Raw genomic sequence first — 24,472 nt, forward strand, 5'->3', positions numbered from 1 at the left:
GATGGGACGGCCGGGCGCTGTGACAATCCCCGCTGCCACGGCCGCCTCGCCGGCCCGGGACGCCGGCGCCGGCCGGTAGCCCAGGACAACGGGCCGGCCGGGCCGGCGGTGCCGTCAGGCGCGTTCGAAGAGGACCTTGCGCTCGGCGGGATCGGCGGTGACCAGGCGGACCCGCACCCGCTCACCGAGCGGCAGCTCACCCAGGCACCGCGCCCGGACCGGCGGCTCGTCCAACGCGACCGTGCCGCCCGGCGGACGGCCGGGCCGGCCACCGTTGACGCCCGGACGATCCGCCCCGGCGTTCCCACCCGATCGCCCCCGACCGTCGTCGGCGGACCCGGCCGGGCGGGGCGGCTCGGTGGTGGCGGGCTGGCGGGGTACCTCGGCCGCCGGCCGGGGCGCGTCCACGTCGAGCACCGCCGCCTCGAACGTCTCGCCGACCCGGTGGGCCAGCAGCACCGCCTCGGCCAGTTCGACCGCGCCCCGGGTGGCCGCCGACGCGGTCCGGTCGGTGCTCGCCATCACCTCGGGCAGCTTCGGCAGCGCCGCCCGGACCCAGTCCGGCACCTCCCGGCCCTCGTGCAGGGCCAGGCACGCCTCGGTCGCGTACCGGTCGGCGAGCCGGCGCAGCGGCGCCGTCACGTGGGCGTACGCGGCCGCCACCCCGCCGTGCGCCGGCTGCTCGGGCAGCTCGCCGTCGAAGGCGGTGTACGCGGCCCCCCGCATCAGCTCGGCCGCCTGATCGACGAAGGCGGCCGCCCGGGGCTGGGAGGCGTCCAGCCCGGCGAGCACGGCACCGACCGGCATCCCGTCCGGCCAGTGCACGCCGAGCGGCCCGGCGGCCTGGCGCAGCCGCTGCACCGCCTCGGGCCGGGGCGGCGGCATGGTCCGCAGCAGCCCGATCCGGCCGGCGAGCATGATGTCGGCGGCGGCCATTCCGGTCAGCAGGGAGATCTGCGCGTTGTGGTCCTCCATCGGGCTGGGACCGCGCAGCACCAGCCGCCAGCCGTCGCCGTCGGACTCGACGTCCTGCTCCGGCAGGGGCAGGTTGACCGCGCCCCGGCGCAGCCCGCGGGCGGTGAGCAGGGCGCCGATCTCGGGCAGCAGGGCGATCGGTTCGGGCAGCCGGCCGGCCTCGGCGGCGAGCTGGACGCCGACGTAGTCGAGTTTGGCGCGGCTGCGGACCCGGGCCCGTTCCAGCGCGACGCCGACCGTGCCGCCGTCGGCGTCGAGGTCGATGGTCCAGAGCACCGCCGCCCGGTCCGCCTCGGGGAGCAGGCTGGCAGCCCCCTCGCTGAGCGTGTGCGGGTGCAGCGGGACGTTGCCGTCGGGCAGATAGACGGTCTGCCCGCGACGCCACGTCTCCTCCTCCAGCGCGCCGCCGGGGCGGACGTGGGTGGCCACGTCGGCGATGGCGTACCGGACCCGGAAGCCGCCACCCGGACGGCGGCTGAGGTGCATCGCCTGGTCGAGGTCGCGCGACGCCACCGGGTCGACCGTGACGAACGGGATGTCGGTGCGGTCGGCGGCGGCGGGCAGCGGCGCGCCCGCCGCCGCGTCGGCCTCGCGCTGCGCCGCGGCCGGGAAGCTGTCGGGCAGTCCCAGCTCGCGGCGCAGCGCGCCGAAGTCGATGCGGGGCGCCAGTACGCGTCGGATCACCACGGGGTCAATCCTGACAGCGCCACGCGTGATCCGCCCGCCGGCCCGGCGGGCGCGGCGCGGCAGCCCTCAGCCGGTCGTGCTCCGGGTACCGCCCGGCTTCCTGGTGGAACGACCGGCGACCACCCGGGTACCGGCCGGCTTGCGGGCGGCGGTGAGCCGCTTGTGGGTACCGGTCGAGGTGCTCGTCCGGGCCTCGACCGGCCCGACCGACGACGCCGCGCCGGTCGCCTTCCGGCCGGCGGCCGACGTGCGCGCACTGGTCGAGGAGGTGCCGGTGGTCTTCTTCGCCGGCGCCTTCTTCGCCGTGGCCCTGCTGGCCGGCGCCTTCTTCGCGGCCGTCCTGCTCGCCGGGGCCTTCTTCGCGGCCGTCGTCCGGGCGGTGGCGGTCTTCTTCGCCGGGGCCTTCTTCGCCGCGGCGGTCGTCTTCCGGGCGGCCGTCGTCTTCTTCGCCGCCGGCGCCTTCTTCGCCGCCGTCCTGCTGGCCGGGGCCTTCTTCGCCGCCGTCCTACTGGCCGGGGCCTGCTTCGCGGCCGTCGTCCGGGCGGTGGCGGTCTTCTTCGCCGGCGCCTTCTTCGCCGCGGCGGTCGTCTTCCGGGCGGCCGTCGTCTTCTTCGCCGCCGGCGCCTTCTTCGCCGGCGTCCTGCTCGCCGGGGCCTGCTTCGCCGCCGTCGTGCGGGCCGTCGCGGTGTTCTTCGCCGGCGCCTTCTTCGCGGCCGCCGTCCGGGCCGTCGTGGTCTTCTTCGCCGGTGCCTTCTTCGCCGCGGCCGTGGTCTTGCGGGCGGCCGTCGTCTTCTTCGCCGCCGGCGCCTTCTTCGCCGCCGTCCTGCTCGGCGGGGCCTTCTTCGCCGCCGCCGTCGTCCGCTTCGCCGCCGTCGTACTCGTCGCCGCCGTCGTCCGCTTCGCCGCCGTCGTACTCGTCGCCGCCGTCGTCCGCTTCGCCGCCGTACTCGTCGCCGCCGTCGTCTTCTTCGCGGGCGCCTTCTTCGCCGCCGTGGTCTGCTTCCCGGCGGTGGTCTTCTTCGCGGCCGGCGCCTTCTTCGCGGTGGTCCTGCTGGCCGGAGCGGTCCCGGCGGTGGTCCGGGTGGCCGGGGCGGTCTTCGCGGGCGCCTTGCGCGCCGCCGAGACGGCCTTCTTGGCGGCGGCCTTCCTGGCCACCGCCTTCTTGGCCGGCACCCGGCCGGCGCCGGCGCCGGAGGCGTTCGGGGCCGCCTTCGTGACGGTCGCGGTCCTGGCCGTGGCCCCGCCCACCGTCCGGCTGGCCGCGGTGGTCTTCTTCGGGGTGGTGCGTTTCGCCGTTGGGCGGGTGGTGGCCTGCTGTGCTACGGCCATCTTGGTTCCCTTCCTGGGACGTACTCTCGCCCTCGCGGAGCACGGATCACCTCGACGCGGGCCGTCCCGCGCCGTCTACTTCTCCTCCCCGGCCCAACGGGCGTCCTCGGCGTCCCACGCTTCGTTGCGCTCCCGCACCTGCTGCAGGGCGTTCTCGGCGTCGGCGGCGGAGGCGTACGGTCCGAGAACGTGCTTCGCGGGGCACACGTCGGCATCGGTCTCGACCCGGTGGTGTCGGGTGCACCAGTAGTAGTGCCCACCACTTCCGTTGTCGCTCATGCGATCACTGTGCACCGCGAATCATCCGACCGCCACCGGAACGCCCGAATTCGCCGTTAATGTCCTCCACTGTAGACCTCATCGCGCCCGTCCGGGTCCGGAACGGCGGAATGGGGCAGCCGGGAGCCCGGCCGGTGGCGGACAATCCCCAGGTGCGGTACGGGGGAGAACGCTGGACACCGGTGCGCCGACGGCTGCTGATCGGCGCGGCGCTCCTGGCGCTGGCCGCGGTGGCCGTGGCGGTCGCGCTGCCGCTGCTGCGGGACCGGTCCCAGCATCGGCTGCAACGCCGGGCCGACCGCGAGGTGACCGCGACCGCCCAGCGCACCCGGGCGACCCTGCTGGCCGAACCGTCCGGGCGGGAGGCGGCCCTGCGAACCGCCGCCGACGACGTGGACGGGGTGGAGGTGCTCACCGTGACGGCCGGCGCCCGCGGGGTCCGGCTGGTCTTCCGGGTACGGGTGGCGAAGACCGCCGCGTCGCTCTTCGGCTGGCAGCGGGCCACCGCCAGCGGATGCTTCGCCCAGTTGGTACGCGGGGGCGCCACCCCGGCCGCGCTCGAACGGCTGCCCTGCCCCAGGTGACCGGCTCCCCCGAACGGCGGCACCGGCGGGCGAGGTTCCCGGCCAGGATCGGCGCTTGTGATCATCGCGGAGACGGCGGCTCCGCTACGGCCCTGCAGTTGCCGTTCCGAGAGGCCGACGGGGTCGATGACCTCGAGTGCACGCGGTCAGGCTCAACGTCGCGCATGGAGCCTGGTTTGCGCCGTCAGATCCGCAGGGCGGTGTCCCTGGCTTCGCTGGGAGAGCCCGACGGGCGGAGCAGCGGGATCGCCAGGGCAGCGAGCACGAGCGTGACCAGGGCCGCCCCGGCCGCGATGAGGGCGAAGGAGTGTGCGAACGCGGTCTGGACCACGTCGGTCAGGCCGGGAACGCGTTCGAGAGTCTCCATCACCCCCTCGTGCAGTGCGTGGGTCTGGTCGGCGTCAAGGTTCTCCACGTACGGGGCGAGATAGCTGCGGTAGATCACCGTTCCGGCGCTGCCGAGCGCCGCGATCCCGAAGGCTTGACCGAGTTCGGTGCCGGTCTCGGAGATCGCTGACGACGCGCCCGCATCGCGGCTCGGAACGGTGCCCACGATGATGTCGGTGCCCAGGGCCGCCCCTGGACCGAAGCCCAGATAGGCCAGCGAGAACCCGATGATGGCGAACCGAACTCCGCCCTCGTCCAGGGTGGTGGCCAGGACGGCGAAGCCTCCGGCGGCGACGAGCAGGCCGATGGCGAGGGTCTGCGCCGGGGTGATCCAGCGGGTCAGGACCGGACCGATGGCGGAGCCGAGGCCGAGCGCCACCGCAGGCACGATCATGACGAGTCCGGCCTCGACGGGTGAGAGTTCGGCGGCGAGCTGGAGGTACTGGGCGAAGTAGAAGTACGTTCCACCGATCAGCACCGCACACACGGTCATGAGTCCCACGGCTGCGGTGAAGCGCCGTTGAGCGAACAGGGACACCGGGAGGAGCGGACGGCTCCGCCTTCGTGAGCGCCAGATGAACGCCGACAGTGCCAGCACGCTGAGCACGAACCCGCCCACTGCCGTACTCGCACCGGCGACGCTCGACAGGACCGCCGCCTTCAGGCTGAAGACGAGGCTCAGGATCGCCGTGCCCAGCAGGAGCGCCCCCGCGACGTCGAGCGACGTGTCGGCCTTGATCTCCGATTCGGGCAGTGCCCGCCGCCCGGTCACCAGCACGGCGAGCATGACGACGACCCCGGGCAGGAACACCGCTCCCCACCACAAGTGCTCCAGGAGCAGGCCGCCCAGGCTCGGGCCGAGCGCGATGCCGACCATGAAACAGGCCATCCACAGCCCGATCGCTCTCGCCCGGTCGCCCACATCCGGGAACAGCGTCACGATGAGCCCGAGACTGGCCGGGGCGATCGTCGCCCCGGCGATCCCGAGCAGGGCCCGCGCGGTGATGAGGACTTCGACCGACGGGGCGAACGCGGCGATCAGCGAGAAGATCGCGAATCCGGCAGCGCCGGCCAGCAGCAGCCGGCGACGGCCGATCCGGTCGGCCAGGGCACCGAAGGGAATCAGAAACACCGCGACCATGAGGCCGTAGATGTCGCTGACCCACAGCTGGCTCACGACGGATGCTCCCAGCTCGGCCGTCAGGGTCGGGAGGGCGAGGAAGAGAACGTTCTGATCCATCGCCACGACCAATGCGGGCAGCGCCAACAGCACCAGTGCCCGCCACGGTGCGGGGCCGTTCATGGCGCATCCTCGAACAGCACCCGGCGGATCTCCACACTGCCGTATTTCAGAACGGGCATCTGGCGAGCCCACTGCTCGACGTCCGCAAGTGAGTCGGCCTCGATCACATACTGGGCGAACACCACCTCACCGTCATCGCCGCCCGGCCGCTTGGCGGGAAGGTTGCCCACCGGCAGATCGAGACCGAAGGACTGTACGAGCCGTCCCGAGGTCGTGAGTTCGCGGTTGAAGCGATCCCAGGCGCGCATCTCCTCCGCGTGCTCGGGCGATCCGTCGGCGGGGCCGTGGCCGGGCACGAACTTCGTCATCACGAGATAGCGGTCCATTACCTCTTCCTTCCGGTTGCATTTTGCAAGCGGTCAGACCCTAACGTAGACTGCTTGCATGACGCAACTGGATGATGGCGTGCTCGACGTCGCCGTCGGGCGATCCGCTTGTCCGATCAATCTCTGCGCCGAGCTCCTCGGTGACCGGTGGAGCGTCATCGTCCTGCGCGATCTCACGTTTCGCGGCCCGCTGCACTTCCGCGAGATCCTGACCGGGTCGACGGAAGGGATCGCGACGAACATCCTGACCAGCCGACTCAACAAGCTCGTCGCCGCGGGCATGCTCACGCGGCATGCGGATGAGCACCACCGGCAGAAGGTGCGCTATCACCTGACGGAGGCGGCGATCGACTTCGTGCCGGTCCTCACGGCGATCGGCGCCTGGGGCAACAGGTGGTTGCCGGCCGACCCGGACCTGGGCAGCGCCGCCGCGGCGCTGGCCGCCGGCGGCGCGCGGCTCCAGCAGGACCTCATGCACGAGCTGCGCCGCGAACACCTCGACGGACAGCCACTAGGGCCCGACAGCCTCCGTCACCGCCTGCTGCAGAACCAGTCCTCCAGCCGGGGATCGTGATCATGGCTCGACGAAGGCTTGCCGGGCGTAGTGGACTGGCCATGACGCAGCGGTGGCCGCAGCCGGCGCTCGGGCTGATCCGCTGCGGTTCGGCGCCGATTCAGAGGGGCGCAGTCCAGGCGGTGAACAACATCGCCACACCCAGGCCGAGATCGAGCATGAAGCACGCTTCCGCAAGCGATCGGGGTACGACCCTGTTGCGGACGAAGTACACCACGTCCCAGGCGGCGTGACCGATGGCGGCGAGGGCGGCCAGGTACAGCGCGGCGACGGGATTCACCATCATGGCGGTGAGGGCGACGGCGCTGAAGCCCAAGAATGCCAGCGTCTGGGCTCCGAGTTCGCGACGGTCGATGTCGTTACCGCGGAGGAAGCCGAGGACGGCGAACCCTACCCCCATGACCAGTAGGGTTGCGGTGGGGTCGAGCCCGGTGAGGCGGGCGAGGATGACGGCGACGCTTGCCGCGCCGACCATGATCCAACCGCTGCGCTGGGAACCTATTGCGCTCGCCGCGAGATAGCACATGGAGGCGATGACGATGATCATCGCAGTCACATGAGAGTCGCCACCATCCGCGACATTGGCGAAGAGAGCAAGCAGACCGAGAACGGACGGCCAACGCCCCAGCAGGTGGTGCCAGATCCCTCGCTTCTGCCCAGAGATGTCGGGTCGGTGATCGTGGAGCTTCACATGGGTGTTCATGTTCGAAAGCCTCGGCCACGGTCCCGCCCGGTGAACCCGTGAATCGATCACGAAGACCCCGTGCAGACCGAGCAGGACTGCCGTCTCAGACCCACCCGTTTTCACGGGCCACTCGATGCGCGCTGGCACGACTGTCCACTCCGAGCTTTCGGTTGATGGTCGCGAGATAGTTGCGCACGGTGCCCGGCGAGAGGAAGAGTTCTTGCGCAACATCCCGGATGGGGCGATCTTCCTGCGCGGTTGCCAGCACGTTGGTCTCGCGAGCCGTCAGCGGAGACGGGGCCAGCGTCAAAGCGTCTGCCGCCAGCACGGGATCGACGTAGCGTTTCCCTTCGTGCACACGCCGCACGACATCAGCCAGCGCTGTGCCCGGCGCCCCCTTGGCCAGGAAGCCACGCGCACCCGAGGCGAGGGCCCTGCGCAGCACGTGCGGGTGGCCATGACCGGTGAGGATCACTCCCGCACACTCTGGAAGCACCCGCGCCAGTTCGCCGATGACCCCGAGCCCATCCACTTTCGGCATTTGCAGATCGATGACCGCGACGGCGGGTCGATGAAGTACGGCGCGCTCGATTGCCTCCCGGCCGTCGCGCGCCGTGGCAACGAGGTGGATGTCTTCCTCGCGCTCGAGGAGGCCAGCCAGCGCCTCTCGGATCAGTTCGTCGTCCTCGGCGAGGAGGACCCGGATTGGCTCGCTCATGATGGTCCCCCAAGGCCCTCGCGGGATTCCAGACGCAACTCGAAGCAGTCTTCCCCGCTACGGCCGGCAACGAGAGTGGCCCCCACCGCGGCGCAGCGGGCCGAAAGTGCCGCGATGCCGGTCCCGTCGGTGCCGTACGCCGGTAGAGATCGACTGACCCCGTCATTGACCACGCGCAAGGTCACCAGTGAAGTCGTGGCGGAGATCACGATCGATGCGCTGCGGGCGTCGCTGTGGCGCAGCACATTCGTGACCGCCTCCCGGATGACCGTTGCCAGGAGGGCGGCAAGCGATGCCGGTATGAGTGCGAGAGCCTTCGGATCGGCGTCGATCGTGGTACGGATTCCGGCCGAGCTGAGCACGAGGTCGGCTGATTGCAGCTGGGTCGGGAGGTCGGTGGCGGTTTCTCCGTGGATCGCGCGTCGCGCTTCACGGAGCGTTCCGTTCGCCAGATCCCGGATGCTATTGCTCTCTACTGCGGCTCGGTCCGGGTCCCGCGCAGCGAAGCCGGCCGCGAGTTCGGCCTTGAGCGCGATGACAGCCAGACGGCGTCCGAGTACATCGTGCAACTCACGGTCGGCGCGCAGCCGCTCCTCGGCGACAGCGAGCTCGGCCTGAGCTTCCCGCCCGTCTTGCGCGGCCAACCATAGCCGGTGAGCCCACACCAGCACCTGACACATCGCCCACACCGCTACGGCGCAGCCGAGGCTGGTGACCACGCTGGGGACGGGTGACCCCTCGAAAGCAGCACCCCCGACCCCAGCGGCACTCACCAGCACGACAACCGCCGTGACGCCGCCCTGCCAACTCGCCAGAGCGCTCGCGGCGACGGCGAAGCCTGCGAGCCAGGCCCAGGGCTGTTCGCCCGGCTCTGCCCAGGAGTAGCTCGGCGCCCACAGCACCAGGGAGACCGCTATCAGCAGCACCGTATTCCGGATTCCCGCTGCGGGGACGCGTCCGGGATCAACCGCGTTGAGCAGGACAAGCAGCAGAGCGAACCCGAACACCACGAGACCTCCGACGAACACCGCGGTGAGCGACACCGTCGGAGGTGCGGTGAACGACATCGCAATGATCGGAGCCCACGCAAAACTGGCCAGCAGGAAACCGAGAACGATCCAGCGTGGGGACCTCCCGGTCGTCCGCGACAGAGGCAGGTCCTGTCTGTTCAGCGCCATCGGAGCACCTTCATGGAGACGACGACCGACCTCATGACCCGTCCGAACCACCATCCACGCCGGTAGAGCTCTCGCGCATCAGGAAGATCGGTCGGATGCGGCAACCGCTTCACCGCGGGATCAGGCAGGGCCACCGTCTCTTGCATGTCGTTCACGCCGATCTCCAAGGAGTGTTCCTCACGTAGTCGGAGTCGACGTTTGCTCTGCCGAGTCCGTAGACCTTCTGCCGGGCCACGCCGAGCGCTTCGGCAACAGTGACCGCGCTGAACTCATCGAGCAATGCCTCGACACAGACCGCCCTCACACTCGCGGCGCGGGCGACGAGATGCGACATCAGAGCGCCGATCTCCGCAGCCAGCAGCGCAACGGCGCGTGCGCCACCGAACTGGGCGGCCCACGCCTCCTCACCCGACATCGCCGCCGCGTACAGCCGATCCCCTGCGTCGCTGAGATGAGATTCGACTTCTTCCGGCGTGACGCCAGCGGCGCGGAATCGCTCCACGACCGCGGCGAACGTCGTCCCGTGATCCCGGCTGCGATGCGCGAGGACGCGTGCCCACTCCGCCCCTTCGGAGAGTGCTGCGCTTCCGAGGAAGTTGTCACCCCTGGGGTTACTGCTCACGTCGGTGAGCATCATTGTGCGACTTCGGAATGTCAACCCTAGGGTGACAGTCGGTTTGTCATCGTCATGGTTCAGTCCGGATTGTTCACGTCCCACAGGCCATAGCCGCAGGCCACGGCAGGACGGCCGGCCCATAATTACGTCGGGTACACCTCCGGACCAGTTAGCCGCCGGCGGGCCGGCCAGATAGGAAGCGCGCATGCTGAAGGGCAAGACGGTCGGGCTCCGTGGCCGGCACGAGGACGACATCCCGATCCTGCGGGCCGAGCTCTACGACGACGTGGTCTACTCCTCGCGGTCGGAGAGCCGGCCGTGGCGGCCGATCACGCCCGGTGCGAAGGACCCCCGGCTTGTGGTGGACGACACGGATCAGGGGCACGTCACGTTCTCCGTCGTGGAGCTGGCCGGAGGCACGCTGGTCGGCTCCGCCACGCTGTGGGGCATCGACAACCACCACCGGTCGGCGCACATCGGCCTCGGGCTGCTCCCGTCCTGCCGCGGCAAGGGCTACGGCACCGACGTGGTCGCGGTGCTGTGCCACTACGGCTTCGTGGTGCGTGGCCTGCAACGGCTACAGATCGAGACGCTGGCGGACAACGCCGCGATGCTGCGCTCCGCCGAGCGCAACGGCTTCGTCCGCGAGGGCGTGCTGCGCTCGTCGGCCTGGGTGCTGGGCGAGTTCATGGACGAGGTGCTGCTCGGGCTTCTCGTGCACGACTGGACGCCTCGCTACGGTCGCGTCGACCACAGCCGCTGAGCAAGCGGACGTGCCGGTCGGAGCCACCGGCCGCCGCTGCTGACCCGGCTCAGCGATGCGGCCCGTCCCACGACCATCGTGGAATGGTCAGGCCCGCCGGGACGTCATCCGCGGACTCGTGCGGCCAGGACCCGGGCGTGCCATGCCGCCGCCAGGCGGAGCAGGCCCGCGCCGCCGCCGGCAGCCTCGTACACACTCTGCCTCGGCACAGGATGCCACGGCCGGCAGGTGCCCGTGGGGCGGAGGACCCGCCAACCGCAGGCGGCGGGCCTCCCCCAGCGGGCCCCAACCGCATGGATCGGCGGCGATACCCTACCGGCTGGAGCAGCCCCGAAGGAGCCAGCTTGAAGATCGAGACCGTCGCCGTCCTGGCCTCGGGCCTGACGCCCCTGCTGACCGCCATCGGATCAGGCATCTGGGTGATCAGCAGGAATCGGCGAGAGGATCGGATGTTGAACCTCCTGAAGGAGGAGATCGCGGTCGCGGAGGCCCTTCCGGCCGGCAGCATCGCCCAGACGGTCCTGCGCGAACACATCGATTCGCTCTCCCAGCGCTACGTCCGGAACCGGCAAGCGCGTGAGCTGGTTTCCCGCGACACGGCCGGGATCGTCCTCGCCACGCTCATGTTGATGGCCGGCGTCGCGCTCACCTGGCTCGGCATGACTGCCACCAGACCGTGGGCCATCCTGTCCCAGGTCCTCGCCGTCCCGCTGTCGGTCTACGGAGTCATGGTCGGCATCAACGCGTTCTTCTTCCACGAGATCGGCGCAACCAGGAGCGGCGGCGGGACAGACCCCCACCGCACCCAGGGCGAGGCGGCTTCGGAGGAGTACGCCAACCCGACCTGAGCGGTCCCTTGCCGCCACACAGGGGCGTCCCGTGCCCGTAGAGTCCACCCACATGGGGCCGGCCAGGATAGCGGCGGGCGCGGTGCTCCGATGGCCGCACGACGACCGGCCATTGCGGGTCATCGCGCATGACAGCGGCGTGGTCATGTACGACACGTGGTGGCCGCACCTCGGCAGGTGGGGCCTGGCCGACCTGGGCGAGGTCAAGAAGCGACGGGTCAGCTATTACGTCGCCACGGCGTCCGCCCTCAGGGAGAAGGCCGCGTACGTCCGCTCCGAGCCCTTGACCAAGGACGAGGTGGCGCTGCACCGGCCAGACCTTCCGTTCGCTGTCGGGCAGTGCGAAGTGCTGTCGTGGCCGGCGGAAGCACCGGAGTCGACCGAGGCGTTGGCGCGGCGCCGGCGGGCTGCGGGCGGTCCGGAGGGCGAGGCGCTCGGCGTGTCAGAGGCGTATCTGCTTCCGTTCGGGCCGAAGGGCCGCGAACGAGCCGGAGTTCGGGTCGAAGCTGACAACGGCACCTCGTTCAGCTGCGACGAACTCGTCTGGAAGGCGGCGGTGGTCCAGGCGCCGTTGGTACGGGCCGGCGCGTCCGTCCCGGGGATCGGCATCTACCGGTCCGGCGTGTATCGCGGCATCCCCGCCTACTACCTGTGGGGTGCGCAGAGCCGCCTGCATGACCAGATCGCGTCCCAGGCAGCCCGGTCAGGCACCGGTTGAGCGTCGTCAGGTCCGCATCCAGCGCCGGCACCGAAGGGCACTGGACGAGACGGTCGGGTGAGGCCCCCGGGCGGCCCTGTGCCGATGAGCGGTAGTGGCAGCGCTGCGAGGAGCGGGTGTCAGGAGACCGATGGCGGCCAGCGGTGTCCGCGCCACTCGTCCCAGGTCGCGAATCCGGCCGGTGGGTCATCAATGGGTTCACTGCCGTCGAGTTCGCCGGGCGTTGGGACCTCGAAATCCGCCGCCCACCCGGCGAGTTCGTCGTCGGACATGGGCCAGGTCGTGTGTGGCGCCTCGGCCTGGCGCTGATCAAGTCGGCTCCGCTGCTCGGCCGGGGTGACGTTGAAGTAGCGCAGCTCCACCGTCGCGCCCAGGTCTGCTGCTGCCTGGCGTAGCGCGGAGCGCTCGTCTCGACTCCAGAGGCCGAAGTCGATCACGACGCTGTTGCCCAGCTCAAGGGCGCGCAGCCCGATCTGGATGAGCCGTCCTTCGATCACGTCTCCGGCCGATCGCGGATTCTCGTGCCCGTAGAGAGCCTTCACCCATTCGTCCTTGGTGAGACGAAGCGCCTCCTGCTCGATCTCGATGCGCCGAGCAGCAGTGGTCTTCCCGGTGCATGGGAGGCCCACAGTCAGGAACAGTGTCGGTCGCCTCATCATCGCTCCCGTCCGGCCGGACCGACCGTCGCCGCAAGGCCAGCGGTGGCCGCCGATGTCGTCAACTACCCACCGGCGGTGCGGTCATCATCCACTATCCGGTGCGGGACGGCGTCGGCTGAGCTGCGCCGGTACGCTCCGGGACGCGTTCGGTCGGCCGTTGCGGGCAGGTCCGGCTTGCGGCGGACGCCGTTCGCGGTTGCCGGTTCGTTGAGCGTCAGGGGTGGGCCGATGTTCTGGCCGGATGTCACGGTGGTTGATGCGTGCGTGCGGCGCGACGGCCGGGGCGGCAGCCCCACGGCCGTCACCGACGACGACCCGGCGGCCACGGACGCCGACCGGTGTGCGGTCGCGGCTGCGGCCGGCACCTCACACGCGGCGTTCCTCGGCCCGCGGCAGACGCCGGACGGTGGCTGGCCGGTGCGGTTCTTCACCGCCACCGCCGAACTGTCCGGCTGCGGCCACGGCACCGTCGCCGCGCAGGCCCTCCGGTTGACCCGCACCGCGCTGGGTGAGCTGAACGACCGCCAACACACCGGCGGGCGCACGTTCGACACCGCCGCGATCCGCCGCCCCGCCGCTGTCGAGGTGTGGTTCGACCAGGGCCTCGTCGCGCTGCGCCAGCCGGCGCCGGACGAGCGCGCCGCGATCATCGCCGCGCTCGGGCTCACCGCCGACGACCTGCCTCCGGCCGACGCGCCACGCATCGCCGCGCCCGGCGCACCACGCATCCTGGTACCGGTGGGCGACCGGTCGGCGCTGCGCCGAGTCCGCCCACACCTCGCCAGGCTGAGCACGGCGTGCCGGCGGTACGGGCTCCTCGGCTGTTTCGTGTACGTAGCGCCGGTGGGCGACCGACCAGGCGCGGCGCGGATGTTCGCGCCGGCGATCGGCGTCGACGAGGACGTCGCCAACGCCAACAGCACCGGCTGCCTGGCCGCCCACCTGCTCGACACGACAGGGGCACAGACGATCACGATCGAGGTGGAGCAGGGTGACACCCTCAATCGACCGGCCAGCGTGCTCGCCTCGGCCCGACACGGGCCGGCAGGCATCACGACCCGGGTCGGCGGATTAGCGGTGATCCGCCACAGACACCGAGGCGACCGGGACACCGCCCCAACCTTGCTGGAGGAACCAGCCCAGCAGTGCCGTGACGGAAGCCAGCCTGTCGACCTAGTCGGTGGTTAGGGCTTCCAGCTGCCGCGCCACGCTGCGTCTAGAGCTGGCGAACGACCCCGGCTCCATCGTCACGACGGTTCGGGTACGTCACCCGCCCGACCAGCTACTGACAGCCCGCATCCAACCATCATGTCGCTGCTCGCCCGCTATCAGGTCGTCGCTTAGCGATCTCAGGCCGTCACGGCCAAGACCAAGGCATCTCCAGGGCGTCAAACGCCGGCCAAAGCTAACCAACGGCGACCATCGACGCCCGAACATAGAACCAGCTCAGAGCTTGGTCAGGTGTCTGAGCTGGTAGGGCCTGCCCCTGCCTGCTGGCGACCTCCGGCCGGCGTCGGCCGGGCCGGCCAGCCTCAGAGATCAGCCGACTAATCACCCCGCCGGGCACCTACGTTGACTCTCCGGGGCAGGTACCACTACCGGTGTGTTGGCGGTCGCGTAGCCAACGGACCCGAGGCGCCTCATCGGGTCGAGGCGGCCAATCCCGGTAGGGCAGGAAGGCCAGCCGCCAGGCGATCACCGCGAAGATGTAGAGGCCGACGGGGCCCAGTAACCACCACAGCGCGTCTCGGCGGCGGTAGGAGGCACGCGGTGCAAGCCAGGCCGTAGTGGTTATCGGAACTACGATCCAGCCAACATCCGCGAGCGGGCCGTTTCCCAACTTTGCCTCGACCAGCCCACGGATGACGAAGGATGGCACCGTCACCCCGACTACAAGCAGCGCCGCGATCAACGCGCGTGGCACGCCTCCGAGTGCCGGGTGCGAGTTCGGCGCATGCTCGGCCATCATCAGAGGATACGAGCCAGCACCAATCGCCGGTGCAGCGCCGAAACGTCGGCGTACCCGACGCGTGCCCGATTGAGCGGTCAACAGCGGCACCTCGCGCGGTCTGAACACCTCGTCGCTTCGTCCTCCGTGCCGGTCGCACGGCTGCTCGCGCCGCGGAGGCAACGTCCGGACGCGCCCAGTCTGGCTTGCTCCGGGAATGGCGGCGCCGGGAAGCCGTAGCCTCGTGATCGTCGAGGGGGTCGCCGGGTGAACATCTCGTGGAGTGCTACGTCGCCGACGTCAGGAAGGTTCGCTCCGGCGGAGCGGTCCGGCGTCGCTGGCCTCATCGAGCGGTTCGATCAACTACGTGCCCAGGGGCGCGGCTACCTCGAAGTACGGTCCGACGCCGCATTCCCGGTGCTGACGCTCGGGTTCACGGGAAGTGCGGCGGTCGTCCATCTGATGACGGCCGAGGATGCCTTCTCTCTGCTAGCCGCCGACGAGCCCGCGAGAGCGAATGCGGAAGCGCTGGTGTTGGACGACCCGGTCGAGTTCACCGCGGACTTCGTTCTGGACCTCGAACGAGCCTGGCAAGTTGTCGAGGACTTCGTCCGCACAGGTGACCCTGATCGGTCAGGACAGTGGCGTGAGTTGCAGTGATAGCCCAGGCAGATTGCTCTGACATGTTGGCGCACGACCAAACCGGCAGGAGGCTAACTGAGTCACCACTCAGGGCGTCTCCAGGGCGTCAGGGCGTCAAACGCCGGCCAAAGTTGACTAACAACGACCATCGACGCCCAAACATAGAACCAGCTCAGAGCCTTGATCGAGGCTCTGAGCTGGTGGGCGACGGACGAGTCGACCTGTACGCCGGATTATGACGGTGAGACATCCGCTGACCTGGGGCGGAGCCTGGCGACAACCGCTGTAGGCCGTCGCCAGGCCGTCAGGGCTTCTCTCCCGACGCGAAGAGGTTGTCGATCGCGTTCCGGGTGCGTTCCTCGCTGGCCGGCATCAGGTGTGTGTAGACCCGGAGCGTGAAGCCGGGGTCGGCGTGGCCGAGGTACGACGCGAGGGCCTTGATGCTCTCCCCCGCGTCGAGCAGCGACGAGGCGTAGAAGTGGCGAAGCGCGTGCATCCCGGTGGCCCGGGTCGGCGTGATGCCGGCCGCCACGACAGCCGGTCGCCAGCTCTTGTCATCGAAGGTGCGCCGGTTGATCGCACCCTGCCGGGTAGTGGTGAACAGCAGCGGCACCGTGGCCCGTTCGTCGCTGGCCGGGTTCTCCCACGGCAGGGTCAGCTTCATCGGGGCGAAGTCGTCGACGTGCTGCCGCAGGACCAGGGCGACGGAATCAGGCAGCGGCACCCGGCGGTCACGATCGTTCTTGGGTAGCCCGAAGACCAGCCGGGACCGGACGAGCTTGACCTGACGCGAGACGTGCACCCAGCCCGCTTCGAAGTCGACGTCGTCGACGCCGAGCCCCAGGATCTCCCCCTGACGCAGCCCGCATCCGGCGCCCAGGTCGACCATCGGCCGATACCGCTCAGCGAGGCCACCGCGGATTGCCGAAACCTGGTCGTACCGCCACGGCACCACCCGACGCTGAACCGGTCGCGGCGGCTTCACCGACTTTGCCGAACACGGATTCTTCGCGATCCGTTCGTCGTCGACTGCCGCGCCGAGGATGGTCCGAAGGTGCGCGAACACGACGGCCCGGGTCGCCGGAGCCAGCTTCCCGACCATCGCGGCATCCCACTCCCGAATGTGGCCCGGTTTGATCGCCGCCAGCTGCTTAGACCCGAAGAACGGCAGCAGGTGCTTCCGTACCCGGAACTCCGTGCTCTCCCGGGTCGACTCGTCGAACGAGCGCGTCCGGAGCCAGGTTTCGGCGTACTCCATGAAGGTCATCCGCCCGGCAACCGGGTCGACGTAAGAGCCCCGGAGCTTGTCCGTCTCGGTCGAGACAAGGAACGCCTCAGCGTCCCGCTTGGCCCGGTCGGGGAACGACTTGCTGCGCTCCCGGCCGTCCGGTGCGATGTACCGGACCCGGTAGCGGTAGCCCGTACCGAACAGCTCCGACTTGACCCGCTCGGTCCGCCCGGTGGGGTGCCGGATGGTCTTGTACCAGCGATCTTCGATGTGTGCCATCTATGCCGCCGCCTGAGCCTTGAACCAGGCCCGCACGTCGGCCGCGTCGTACCGCAGGTACTTCCCCACTCGGGCAGCCGGCGGACCGTAGTTGACCTTCCGCCAGCGGTAAACGGTCGCCACTGGGACCCGCAGGAACTGAGCCACGTCCTCCACCGACCAGACCTCAGCCATCGGAATCCCCTCCCCTTTCTGGTGCTTGCTTCTTCCGCGCGGCGCGGATGCGGTCACCGATGGCTTCGGCGAGTTCGAGTTGCTCGCGGGAGTCGTAGCCGATGCCGAGGATGTACCAGTCGTTGACGACCAGGACCTCGGCATCGGCGGGTAGGCCCGCTTCGGTGAGCGCGGTCTGAAGCTGGTGCGCGCGGCGCTCAGCGCGCAGGTTCTTGAAGGTCGTGCTGTAGATGCGGGACTTGGTGAGGAAGTGGCCGCGGAAGCCGAGCATGTGCGCCCAATGGCGCAGCTTGAGGTCGGCGTACTGGTCGAGGCCGCCGAGGTCCCACGCGGTTTGGATCATGGCTCGGTGATGGCCGGACACCCGCAGTTGATCGATGTGCCCCTGTGAGCGGATGCGCCGGTCTCCGGTCTCGGTCGCGCCGGTGCCCTTGGTGGCGTACTTGGCGATGTAGCCGGCAAGCCGGGTGTCGTTGACCACCTGGTCGCCGTCGTCGTCGCCGTTGAGGACGTCGATGTCGGTGGCGGTGATGTCCTTGACGTCGACCTGTTTTCCCCACCGCAGGGGAAGGGTGGTCCCGTCGGGTCGGGCGGTGTCCAGCTCGACGGAGGAAGCCGCGGAACGGACCGCGTCGGCCAGGACGTCAGGGATGAGCCAGGCAGGGGGTGACGAGTCCGGGCCGGATGGGCCGTCCGCACGGATGACCGCGTGGAAGTGGACCAGGCCCCGGCCCTGATACTCGGCGACCTTGGCGTAGGAGATCCGCAGGTGTGCCCCGGATGCGCGGACGGTGAGCCCGCCAGCGGCGGCGACGGCCCGGCGTAGGGCGATGGTGAACCGGTGCCAGAGTTGGCCGCTGTGCGCCTGCCACAGCACCGCGCCCGTGTAGTCGTAGGCGCCCGAATCGATCGGGCTGCCCAGCAGTCGATGCCCTTCCGGGTGCCAGCGCCCGCAAGAGCAGGGCCGCTTGCCGGGCCGGTTGTGCACCGCGCCGAAGGACGGGGCGGTGAGGGTGACGAAGAGCCGGGTCGATCGGGCCACGGTGTCGGGCACGCCCTTGCCGCCGTTCATGCCCGCGTGGATGAGGTGCCAGGCGTCGGCGGCGTACCGGTCGGCGCAGGTGGGGCAGACGGCGGCGCGGCGGGTGCCGCAGGAGGCCCACACCCGGCCGTATCGGGATGCGATCAGGTCACCGGTGCCGAGGTGCCGGACTTCCCACTTGCCGGTGAGCCGGACAGGCTGGAGGCAGCCCTTGACGCTCTCGACGCCGGCCCGCCATTCCTTGTAGGCCGGCGAGCGCATCCACCGGGTGAGCGCAGCCTCAGCGTCGTAGCCGTGCGCCGGTCGAGGTGCGTGCGGTGGTGATGGCATGGAATCCCTCCAGAGACAGGCCCGCCGTGCCCCGAGGTGTGGAGCACGGCGGGCCGGAGCGAGTGAGAGAAGAGGCGCGAGTCAGTGCGCGTAGCCGTTGGCGGTGACCGGGGTAAGCCGGTCGACGACCCGCGCCGCGATCGGCAGCGGCAGCCGGGTGGCGCGTTGGACGTCGACGGCCGTGACCGGGTCGGTGGAGCCCGCGACGAGCTGCCGGATCTGCGCTTGCATGCCGGCCGGGATGCCCAGCCCATCCAGCTCGACAGCCGGAGCCGGGACCGGTGCCGGGGTCTGCTCCGGTACGGCCTGGGTGATCGGGTTGGAGGAGATCACGGCCTCCGGCATCACCGAGACGGCCACGCGCTCGACCGGGGTGATCGGTGGCGGAACCACGGACGCGGAGACGGCCGGAGCTTCCACCGGAGGAGTCGGGGTCTCAACCGCGACGGCCGGGACCTGGTCGACGGTGTCGGTCGCGCTGGCCTCAGGCTTGGTGAGCGTGATCGCGCGGCGTGCCTGGGTGCAGCGTGCTTGCACGATGGGCATGACTTCGGCCAGGAAGAACACCAGGACCGGCACCATGATGTGCGCCGCGAGCATGCCCGCGCTGATGCCGCCTTCCCGAGGCCACAGCGCCGGAACGACGTTCATGACGAGGGTCGAGCCGAGGAGGAACCGTTTCAGCCAGTCGACGGCCCCGGAGTCGATGTCGATGCCGCGTGCGATCATCGCGGCTTCCCACCGGAGCACGGTGATGAGGATGCCGACGAGGCACGGTTCGACGCCCCAGCAGCCCCACCAGACCGGGTCGGCCGGGGTGAGGTGCCCGGCGAGGAAGTCCTGAACGCCGGTGGTGGTGAACACCGACCCGACCGCCAGGAAGATCCACAGCGAGCGGGTCACGGACACCCGGAGCCGTTCGATGTCCACGATGTCAAGTGCGGCGTCCTGCTCCAGGTCGTGAAGCTGCCGCGCCACATCCAGACGCTTACTGAGCCGGCGGACCGGACGAGGCAGCCGAGCCGGTTTGTCGTCGCGCCCCATGTCGCTCACCGCTTCCCCGCCGTGGCCAGTTCCGAGACCGGCCAGCCGGCGACCCGGACGAGGTCGGCAATGTCGGTGTCGTCGCAGTAGGCGGCCCTGACCCGCACCGGGGTACGGGAACGCTGCTTGACGACGAAGCCGATGCCGGCCGTGCTCGGGTGGTTTGGGATCTCGTCGGCCAGCGCACCCCGGCGCCGCATGTCCTCACCGAGGACCATGTCGACGTGTCCGGCCGAGGTGGTCCGCAGGCAAACCCGCAGGGAGAACAGGTCACGCTGTGGGATGACGTCCTTGGTGGGTTCCTGAAGCGCGCCGATCACGCTGCCGCCCAGCGCCCGAGCCTGCGACAGGATCAGCGGCAACGCCGCCTGTGCGCCCTTGGTGAGGGACCGGTCGCCGTACCCGGTCACCGCGCCCAGCTCGTCGACGACCAGGACGTCAAGCGGAGTCTCCCGCGACATGGTGAAGGTCCGCTGGCCCTGCTCCGCAAGAACCTTCTTGCGTGCCTGCATCGTGGCCCAGAAGCCCTGGATGACCTCCACGATGTCGCCGTCGGATTCGGCGTACCGATGCGACACCGGCTGGAGGGCGTTGAGTTCGGTGCCCTTGGGGTTGACCACGTGCACGCGCACCAGGCCGTCACGGATCAGCGGAGCGCACGCCCGCAGCGCCATCCAGGTCACCGAGTTCTTCCCCGAGCCGGTGGCCCCGCCGATCAGCCAGTGTTGCCCGATCAGCGGCGCGTACCAGTCGGTGCCGTGCTCGGTCTCGCCCAGGTACACCCGCGACAGGTCGACCGCCTCGGAGTCAGCCAGCAGGTCCGGCGGGATGATCGCCTCGGTGAACGGCTCCGACCGCTGCACGACCAGCGCGATGACCTGGGGACGCACCCGCTCGACGCCGACCCGCTCAGCCCGCAACGCCACGGCAAGAGCGTCAGCGGCTTCCTCCCACATCGTCGGCGTCTGCCCGAGCAGCAGCCGCACGTAGACCGTCTCAGTGGACGGGGAGTGCGACCGCACCCGAATGATCCGAGGATGGTTGATCACGCCGGTCGTCCGGTGGACGGTCACCAGGTTGCACGCTTCCGTCACTCGACCCCACCACGGGCCGAGGTAGGCCCGCGACAGCCACCGCCGACGCACAGCCCGCAGCCGAGGAGCGGCCCACCGGGACCACGAGTCCGGGTGACCGCGGTACCAGCCCACACCGGCCGCCACCGCACCCGCGACCACACCACCGGTCGCCGCCGGCCCGAACTCGACCAGGGAGGCAGCCGCAGCGGCCGGAGTCGCTACGAACCCCGGGTGCCGAGCAGCCCAACCCGCCACACGCCATTCCCAACCCTGAACGCGCTTACCCATCTCTCGCACCTTCTCTCACCAGTCCGAATGCAATTTCGTCAAGTTGTGTTTCGGGACAAGGAAAGGCCCGGATCGGATCACCAATCCGGGCCTTCCCGTCGAACAATTACGGTCAGCGGACCGTGTCGAGCATCTTCCGCGCGAGCGTCGTTGCCCGCTTCGCCTTCTCCGTCTCCTCCATCCACGGGGTCGCGTCTTCCAGGAGGATTAACAGCACCGCCACCGCCCGCCGCAGTTCGTCGTAGTGCTTCATGTAGCGGTACCGCTCCGGCATTCCCTTCATCGACCGTCGCAGCAGCCGCATAGCCTGGTCGACGCCGTCGTAGGTGTCACTGATCCGGTATGACATCAACTCACCTTCCACGGCTTGGCGATCAGGTCCGCCTCGTACGTCTTGACCCGCAGGTGGAACGCCCGCAGCGTCTCCACGGCCTGCTTGTGCGCGTCCTCCAGGTCCTCGATCCGGGCCGCGAACTGGTACAGCGTCCCCGGCGGCGGTTCACACGCCTTGATCAGGCTGTTCACCCCGTCCAGCAGCAGCGCCAGCCCCTGCACGTTGCCGACCAGCGCCTCATACCGAGCCCTGCCGGTCCACGACTTCACGACCTCCGGCACCAAATCCATCCCCTGCCCCTTTCCGCCCGGGAGCCCACACGATCGGTGGACACCACCCGCCCCCGGGAAGCACGAATCCGAGGGACGGATAGAAACCACCGGCCGGCGGTCACTCCCGACCGGTCAGCCGCCATACCCGCCTCCACCGACGCGTTTCGCGGCGAACCAATCCGACATTGATGGAAACTGACAGCATCAGCAATCCGACAAGGATCAACTCGAAGTCCGACATGACAACCTCCTTTCGATTCTCGAATAGCGTCATTCAATCTGTTTCAGGCAAGGCTGTATCCACTGTGGAATTCTCAACGAACGAGACGCCCGGAAATGAGGACGGCAAGGACCGCATTCCCGAACGAAAGTGCCCCGACCCGACTCGAACGGGTCGCCCACCAGACAGGGGCGGAGCGGCGAGGCTTTCTGCCTCAGCGCATGACCGGCTTGAGGCCCTGCGCCTTCCACGTCAAGCCGGACCGCCCGTCCCGCTCCCAGTGCGACACCGTGGCCCCGACCAGTTCCACCAGGTCGCCTTCCTCCACCTGCCCCGGGTCCGCCGAGAGCGTGATCCGAAGCTCCTCGCCCTTGCCCCGGTAGCCGTCCTCGGTCGCAAGGGGCTTCGCGAACACCGCCACCGTGTACAGCGGGTCACTCGTGCCGTAAGCCGTGATCACCTTGCCGTCCTGATCCGCCTTGATCGACGGCTCCTCCACCACCCGCAGCTTGAAGCCAGCCAGGTTCACCGGGATGTTCCGCATCTCTGGTCTCCTTCGATCTTGATCGGTCTCACCGCGCGTAGCGCGAATCCAACGGAGTTGCCCGCCTGACTCGACGTTCGCCAGCTTGTCGCACCTGGCTAGTCAAGCAAGGTCTAGAAGGTAGCTGTGCCTGGCTAGCCAAGTCAAGGGCGCGGCGAGGAAGTTTCCCTACTTGGCTAGTCAGGGCTAGTCTGAACCTGTGAGCGAGAACCTTGATTTCCTCGGTGAGCTGGACCCTGATGACCCGAAGCAGGCGTCGCAACAGATCGCGAACAAGCTGCGAGCCGCCATCCTCACGCGCCGGCTCTCCCCCGGCGACAAGCTGCCGTCACAGCCCGACCTAGCAGCGCGCTACGGCGTCGCACGAGAAACCGTCAAGCGAGCCTTGGACCTGCTCCGGGCAGAACGACTGATCGTTACCCGGCAGGGAAGCGGCGCCTTCGTCCGCGCTCAGACACAGCGGGCCGTCGAGCTGCGCCCCCACATCGAAGCCGCATTCGAGCGACCTCACGTCAGCATCGACTTCGCCGGGTTCTCCGGGGAGACGCTGAGGGACGCGCTCGCTGAGGCGCTCGACAAGGTCCGGGTCGGGCGACTGACACCAGAGACGATCACCGTGCGCGTCCTGATCTCCGACATGACCGTCCCCATGGCACTCCCCGCACGAGCCGAGACCCAGGCCGACGATCCAGCCGTACGCGAGCGAGCGGAACGGATCACCCGCCGGGCAGCGGACGGCATCATCGACCAGGTCACCGAGCTGGGCGACCTCGGGCTCATCCGCTCAACCACGGTCGAGGTACGGATGCACCGGGCATCCCCGCTGTTCAAGCTCTACATCCTCAACGGCGACGAAGTCTTCTACGGCTTCTATCCGGTCGTTGAGCGCATCGTGTCGATCAAGGGTGAACCGATGGCGATCTATGACCTGATGGGCAAGGATGTGCCGCTCTTCCACTACGCGGTCACCGACGACGATGCCTCCCACGGCACGCAGTTCGTGGAAGCGTCGCGCCAGTGGTTCGACTCGGTGTGGTCGACCATCGCCTACCGGTACGACGCATGAACGCCGACCTTGGCCGGCTGTTCGACGAAGTCGGTGCCGTGCTCCTCGACTTCGACGGGCCGGTGTGCAGCGTCTTCGCGGGCTATCCAGCGCCGAGGGTCGCCGCGGAACTGGTCGAGGTGTTGCACCGGCGCGGCATCGAAGTCCCGCCGGATCTCGCCAGCGAACCGGACCCGCTTGAGGTACTACGCCGCATCGGGGCCGCCGGCGACCAGAAGGTCACGCAGGCGGTAGAGGATGCACTGTGCGCGGCTGAGCGCCAGGCCGTCGGGACCGCCGAACCGACGCCATACGGCCGGGAAGTCGTCGTCGCTGCCCGGCAAGCCGGCCTCCCCGTGGCGGTCGTCAGCAACAACTCTGCCGGTGCCGTGAGCGCCTACCTGGCAGCGCACCGCCTTGCCGTCCATGTCTCGCCGATCGTTGGCCGGGCCTACGCCGCCCCGGAGCGGATGAAGCCCAACCCGGAACCGATCCGGCAGGCTGCGCACGCGGTAGGTGAGCCGCCGGCCCGGTGCGTACTGATTGGCGACTCACTCTCGGACATCGACGGCGCGCGAGCAGCCGGGACACTTGTGATCGGGTACGCGAACCGCCCGGCCAAGGTCGGAAAGTTTCAGGAAGCCGGAGCCGACGTAGTGGTCACTAGCATGCGGGAGATCGCTGACGTGTTGGTCGCGCGGATGAACTCCTAAGGCTGGGGAGGACTGCAACCTTCGCCCTGGTTAGCGTGCGTTTCATAAGCCGTTTCAGGGCCACTCGTTGATCGCGGTGCCTGGGCGCACTACCTACGCTGGGCACGTGAACCTGCGACAGAGGAAGAAGCGCACGAAGCGACTGATGGAGGCAGTGCGACGCGAAGACGCCGCAGCCGTGAGCGCTCTCCTTCGCGCAGGTGCGGACCCCAACGTTCCCGACCGTGACCGCACCACTCCGCTGTATCAGGCATCCGTCAACGGCTCGGCTGAACTCGTGCAGGTACTTCTGGCAGCCGGCGCGGTACCCGACACGGAGAGCGGAGGGGACATGGAGGGAACGCCCCTATGCGCTGCCGCGGCCTGGGGATACAACACCGTCGTTCACCTACTCCTCGTCCACGGTGCAGACCCGAATCTGCGCGAAGACCAAGGAACCGGCTACTCACCACTGGATTGGGCGCTACGCGGCGATCATTCACAGGCGGCCGGCCTGCTCCTGGCCGCAGGCGCGAAGCGCGCTGCTCATACCGACGCTGACATCTGAAACACGGCCTAGTGCCCACCGCCTCCACCACCACCGCCGGCCCCGTCACCCAAGGCGCCGTTCTCGAAGATGGCGTTAGAGTGCCGATCCGGCACACCGTGGCCTCGCTCGAAGGTG

The 24,472-nt window shown here is 69.5% G+C and carries 29 protein-coding genes; 11 read left to right on the top strand and 18 right to left on the bottom strand.

Features of this window, described 5'->3' with window-relative positions:
- Positions 1 to 114: 114 nt before the first annotated feature.
- Positions 115 to 1,662: an RNB domain-containing ribonuclease gene (locus ACIBPB_RS09925; protein WP_396839175.1), complete on the bottom strand. Its 1,548-nt coding sequence runs from the start codon at positions 1,660 to 1,662 to the stop codon at positions 115 to 117.
- Between the two features lie 160 nt (positions 1,663 to 1,822).
- Here ACIBPB_RS09925 and ACIBPB_RS09930 point away from each other — a divergent pair, with 160 nt between their 5' ends.
- Together ACIBPB_RS09930 and ACIBPB_RS09935 are read left to right on the top strand one after the other, a co-directional pair.
- Entirely contained in the window at positions 1,823 to 3,241 is a 1,419-nt protein-coding gene (locus tag ACIBPB_RS09930) for a hypothetical protein (protein WP_396839176.1), read from the top strand.
- Positions 3,242 to 3,422: 181 nt separating this feature from the next.
- On the top strand, positions 3,423 to 3,854 hold the full coding sequence (locus ACIBPB_RS09935; protein WP_396839177.1) for a hypothetical protein: 432 nt from the start codon (positions 3,423 to 3,425) through the stop codon (positions 3,852 to 3,854).
- Between the two features lie 184 nt (positions 3,855 to 4,038).
- Here the strand turns inward: ACIBPB_RS09935 and ACIBPB_RS09940 are convergent, their stop codons facing one another.
- Both ACIBPB_RS09940 and ACIBPB_RS09945 read right to left on the bottom strand, forming a co-directional pair.
- Entirely contained in the window at positions 4,039 to 5,544 is a 1,506-nt protein-coding gene (locus ACIBPB_RS09940) for an MFS transporter (RefSeq protein ID WP_396839178.1), read from the bottom strand.
- Positions 5,541 to 5,870 carry a YciI family protein gene (locus ACIBPB_RS09945; protein WP_396839179.1) on the bottom strand — a complete coding sequence of 110 codons (330 nt, stop codon included), beginning with the start codon at positions 5,868 to 5,870 and terminating at the stop codon, positions 5,541 to 5,543. Before ACIBPB_RS09945 ends, ACIBPB_RS09940 begins: the two co-directional genes overlap by 4 nt.
- 58 nt (positions 5,871 to 5,928) lie before the next feature.
- On the opposite strand from ACIBPB_RS09945, the gene ACIBPB_RS09950 reads away from it, so the two are divergent.
- Positions 5,929 to 6,444 (top strand): winged helix-turn-helix transcriptional regulator, encoded by a 516-nt coding sequence (locus tag ACIBPB_RS09950; protein WP_396839180.1) that lies wholly within the window; start codon positions 5,929 to 5,931, stop codon positions 6,442 to 6,444.
- A 100-nt stretch (positions 6,445 to 6,544) separates the two neighbouring features.
- On the opposite strand, the gene ACIBPB_RS09955 is transcribed toward ACIBPB_RS09950, so the two are convergent.
- From ACIBPB_RS09955 to ACIBPB_RS09975, 5 genes are all read right to left on the bottom strand, one after another.
- Positions 6,545 to 7,147 carry a hypothetical protein gene (locus ACIBPB_RS09955; protein WP_396839182.1) on the bottom strand — a complete coding sequence of 201 codons (603 nt, stop codon included), beginning with the start codon at positions 7,145 to 7,147 and terminating at the stop codon, positions 6,545 to 6,547.
- Positions 7,148 to 7,232: 85 nt separating this feature from the next.
- A complete protein-coding gene (locus tag ACIBPB_RS09960; RefSeq protein WP_396839183.1) occupies positions 7,233 to 7,847 on the bottom strand; it encodes a response regulator in 615 nt (204 codons plus the stop codon).
- Complete coding sequence (locus ACIBPB_RS09965) at positions 7,844 to 9,025, bottom strand: sensor histidine kinase (protein ID WP_396839184.1); 1,182 nt, start codon at positions 9,023 to 9,025, stop codon at positions 7,844 to 7,846. Before ACIBPB_RS09965 ends, ACIBPB_RS09960 begins: the two co-directional genes overlap by 4 nt.
- On the bottom strand, positions 9,016 to 9,192 hold the full coding sequence (locus tag ACIBPB_RS09970; RefSeq protein WP_396839185.1) for a hypothetical protein: 177 nt from the start codon (positions 9,190 to 9,192) through the stop codon (positions 9,016 to 9,018). The genes ACIBPB_RS09965 and ACIBPB_RS09970 overlap by 10 nt, the downstream gene beginning before the upstream one ends.
- Positions 9,177 to 9,662, bottom strand: coding sequence for a hypothetical protein (locus tag ACIBPB_RS09975; RefSeq protein ID WP_396839186.1), 486 nt, complete (start codon positions 9,660 to 9,662; stop codon positions 9,177 to 9,179). Before ACIBPB_RS09975 ends, ACIBPB_RS09970 begins: the two co-directional genes overlap by 16 nt.
- A 184-nt stretch (positions 9,663 to 9,846) precedes the next feature.
- Between ACIBPB_RS09975 and ACIBPB_RS09980 the strand changes: the two genes are divergently transcribed.
- From ACIBPB_RS09980 to ACIBPB_RS09990, 3 genes are all read left to right on the top strand, one after another.
- The gene (locus ACIBPB_RS09980) at positions 9,847 to 10,404 is read left to right on the top strand and encodes a GNAT family N-acetyltransferase (protein WP_396839187.1); all 558 of its coding nucleotides are present in this window, start codon (positions 9,847 to 9,849) and stop codon (positions 10,402 to 10,404) included.
- Positions 10,405 to 10,748: 344 nt separating this feature from the next.
- Positions 10,749 to 11,252 carry a hypothetical protein gene (locus tag ACIBPB_RS09985; protein WP_396839188.1) on the top strand — a complete coding sequence of 168 codons (504 nt, stop codon included), beginning with the start codon at positions 10,749 to 10,751 and terminating at the stop codon, positions 11,250 to 11,252.
- Between the two features lie 52 nt (positions 11,253 to 11,304).
- Complete coding sequence (locus tag ACIBPB_RS09990; protein ID WP_396839189.1) at positions 11,305 to 11,970, top strand: hypothetical protein; 666 nt, start codon at positions 11,305 to 11,307, stop codon at positions 11,968 to 11,970.
- 119 nt (positions 11,971 to 12,089) lie between these two features.
- Here the strand turns inward: ACIBPB_RS09990 and ACIBPB_RS09995 are convergent, their stop codons facing one another.
- Positions 12,090 to 12,626: an AAA family ATPase gene (locus ACIBPB_RS09995; protein ID WP_396839190.1), complete on the bottom strand. Its 537-nt coding sequence runs from the start codon at positions 12,624 to 12,626 to the stop codon at positions 12,090 to 12,092.
- A gap of 231 nt (positions 12,627 to 12,857) precedes the next feature.
- Here ACIBPB_RS09995 and ACIBPB_RS10000 point away from each other — a divergent pair, with 231 nt between their 5' ends.
- Together ACIBPB_RS10000 and ACIBPB_RS10005 are read left to right on the top strand one after the other, a co-directional pair.
- A complete protein-coding gene (locus ACIBPB_RS10000) occupies positions 12,858 to 13,817 on the top strand; it encodes a PhzF family phenazine biosynthesis protein (protein WP_396839191.1) in 960 nt (319 codons plus the stop codon).
- A gap of 1,027 nt (positions 13,818 to 14,844) precedes the next feature.
- Positions 14,845 to 15,237, top strand: coding sequence for a hypothetical protein (locus tag ACIBPB_RS10005; protein ID WP_396839192.1), 393 nt, complete (start codon positions 14,845 to 14,847; stop codon positions 15,235 to 15,237).
- 286 nt (positions 15,238 to 15,523) lie between these two features.
- Here the strand turns inward: ACIBPB_RS10005 and ACIBPB_RS10010 are convergent, their stop codons facing one another.
- From ACIBPB_RS10010 to ACIBPB_RS10050, 9 genes are all read right to left on the bottom strand, one after another.
- A complete protein-coding gene (locus tag ACIBPB_RS10010) occupies positions 15,524 to 16,726 on the bottom strand; it encodes a tyrosine-type recombinase/integrase (RefSeq protein WP_396839193.1) in 1,203 nt (400 codons plus the stop codon).
- Positions 16,727 to 16,900 carry a helix-turn-helix domain-containing protein gene (locus ACIBPB_RS10015; RefSeq protein WP_121400396.1) on the bottom strand — a complete coding sequence of 58 codons (174 nt, stop codon included), beginning with the start codon at positions 16,898 to 16,900 and terminating at the stop codon, positions 16,727 to 16,729.
- Positions 16,893 to 18,203, bottom strand: coding sequence for a replication initiator (locus tag ACIBPB_RS10020; protein WP_396839490.1), 1,311 nt, complete (start codon positions 18,201 to 18,203; stop codon positions 16,893 to 16,895). Before ACIBPB_RS10020 ends, ACIBPB_RS10015 begins: the two co-directional genes overlap by 8 nt.
- A 150-nt stretch (positions 18,204 to 18,353) precedes the next feature.
- Positions 18,354 to 19,316, bottom strand: coding sequence for a hypothetical protein (locus ACIBPB_RS10025; protein WP_396839194.1), 963 nt, complete (start codon positions 19,314 to 19,316; stop codon positions 18,354 to 18,356).
- A 5-nt stretch (positions 19,317 to 19,321) separates the two neighbouring features.
- On the bottom strand, positions 19,322 to 20,410 hold the full coding sequence (locus ACIBPB_RS10030; protein WP_121400393.1) for an FtsK/SpoIIIE domain-containing protein: 1,089 nt from the start codon (positions 20,408 to 20,410) through the stop codon (positions 19,322 to 19,324).
- Positions 20,411 to 20,792: 382 nt separating this feature from the next.
- Entirely contained in the window at positions 20,793 to 21,029 is a 237-nt protein-coding gene (locus tag ACIBPB_RS10035) for a hypothetical protein (protein WP_121400392.1), read from the bottom strand.
- Complete coding sequence (locus tag ACIBPB_RS10040; RefSeq protein ID WP_121400391.1) at positions 21,029 to 21,304, bottom strand: hypothetical protein; 276 nt, start codon at positions 21,302 to 21,304, stop codon at positions 21,029 to 21,031. Before ACIBPB_RS10040 ends, ACIBPB_RS10035 begins: the two co-directional genes overlap by 1 nt.
- Before the next feature lie 100 nt (positions 21,305 to 21,404).
- Entirely contained in the window at positions 21,405 to 21,527 is a 123-nt protein-coding gene (locus ACIBPB_RS10045; protein ID WP_255421077.1) for a hypothetical protein, read from the bottom strand.
- Between the two features lie 193 nt (positions 21,528 to 21,720).
- A complete protein-coding gene (locus ACIBPB_RS10050; protein ID WP_121400390.1) occupies positions 21,721 to 22,050 on the bottom strand; it encodes a hypothetical protein in 330 nt (109 codons plus the stop codon).
- A 199-nt stretch (positions 22,051 to 22,249) separates the two neighbouring features.
- On the opposite strand from ACIBPB_RS10050, the gene ACIBPB_RS10055 reads away from it, so the two are divergent.
- From ACIBPB_RS10055 to ACIBPB_RS10065, 3 genes are all read left to right on the top strand, one after another.
- Positions 22,250 to 23,116 carry a GntR family transcriptional regulator gene (locus ACIBPB_RS10055; RefSeq protein WP_396839195.1) on the top strand — a complete coding sequence of 289 codons (867 nt, stop codon included), beginning with the start codon at positions 22,250 to 22,252 and terminating at the stop codon, positions 23,114 to 23,116.
- Positions 23,113 to 23,808 carry an HAD family hydrolase gene (locus tag ACIBPB_RS10060; protein WP_396839196.1) on the top strand — a complete coding sequence of 232 codons (696 nt, stop codon included), beginning with the start codon at positions 23,113 to 23,115 and terminating at the stop codon, positions 23,806 to 23,808. The genes ACIBPB_RS10055 and ACIBPB_RS10060 overlap by 4 nt, the downstream gene beginning before the upstream one ends.
- A 106-nt stretch (positions 23,809 to 23,914) precedes the next feature.
- Positions 23,915 to 24,355, top strand: a complete 441-nt coding sequence (locus ACIBPB_RS10065) for an ankyrin repeat domain-containing protein (protein ID WP_121400387.1) — start codon at positions 23,915 to 23,917, stop codon at positions 24,353 to 24,355.
- The last annotated feature ends 117 nt before the right edge of the window (positions 24,356 to 24,472 follow it).

Origin of the sequence: Micromonospora sp. NPDC049836 (genome assembly GCF_044465125.1) — a bacterium.
Taxonomy (GTDB): domain Bacteria; phylum Actinomycetota; class Actinomycetes; order Mycobacteriales; family Micromonosporaceae; genus Micromonospora.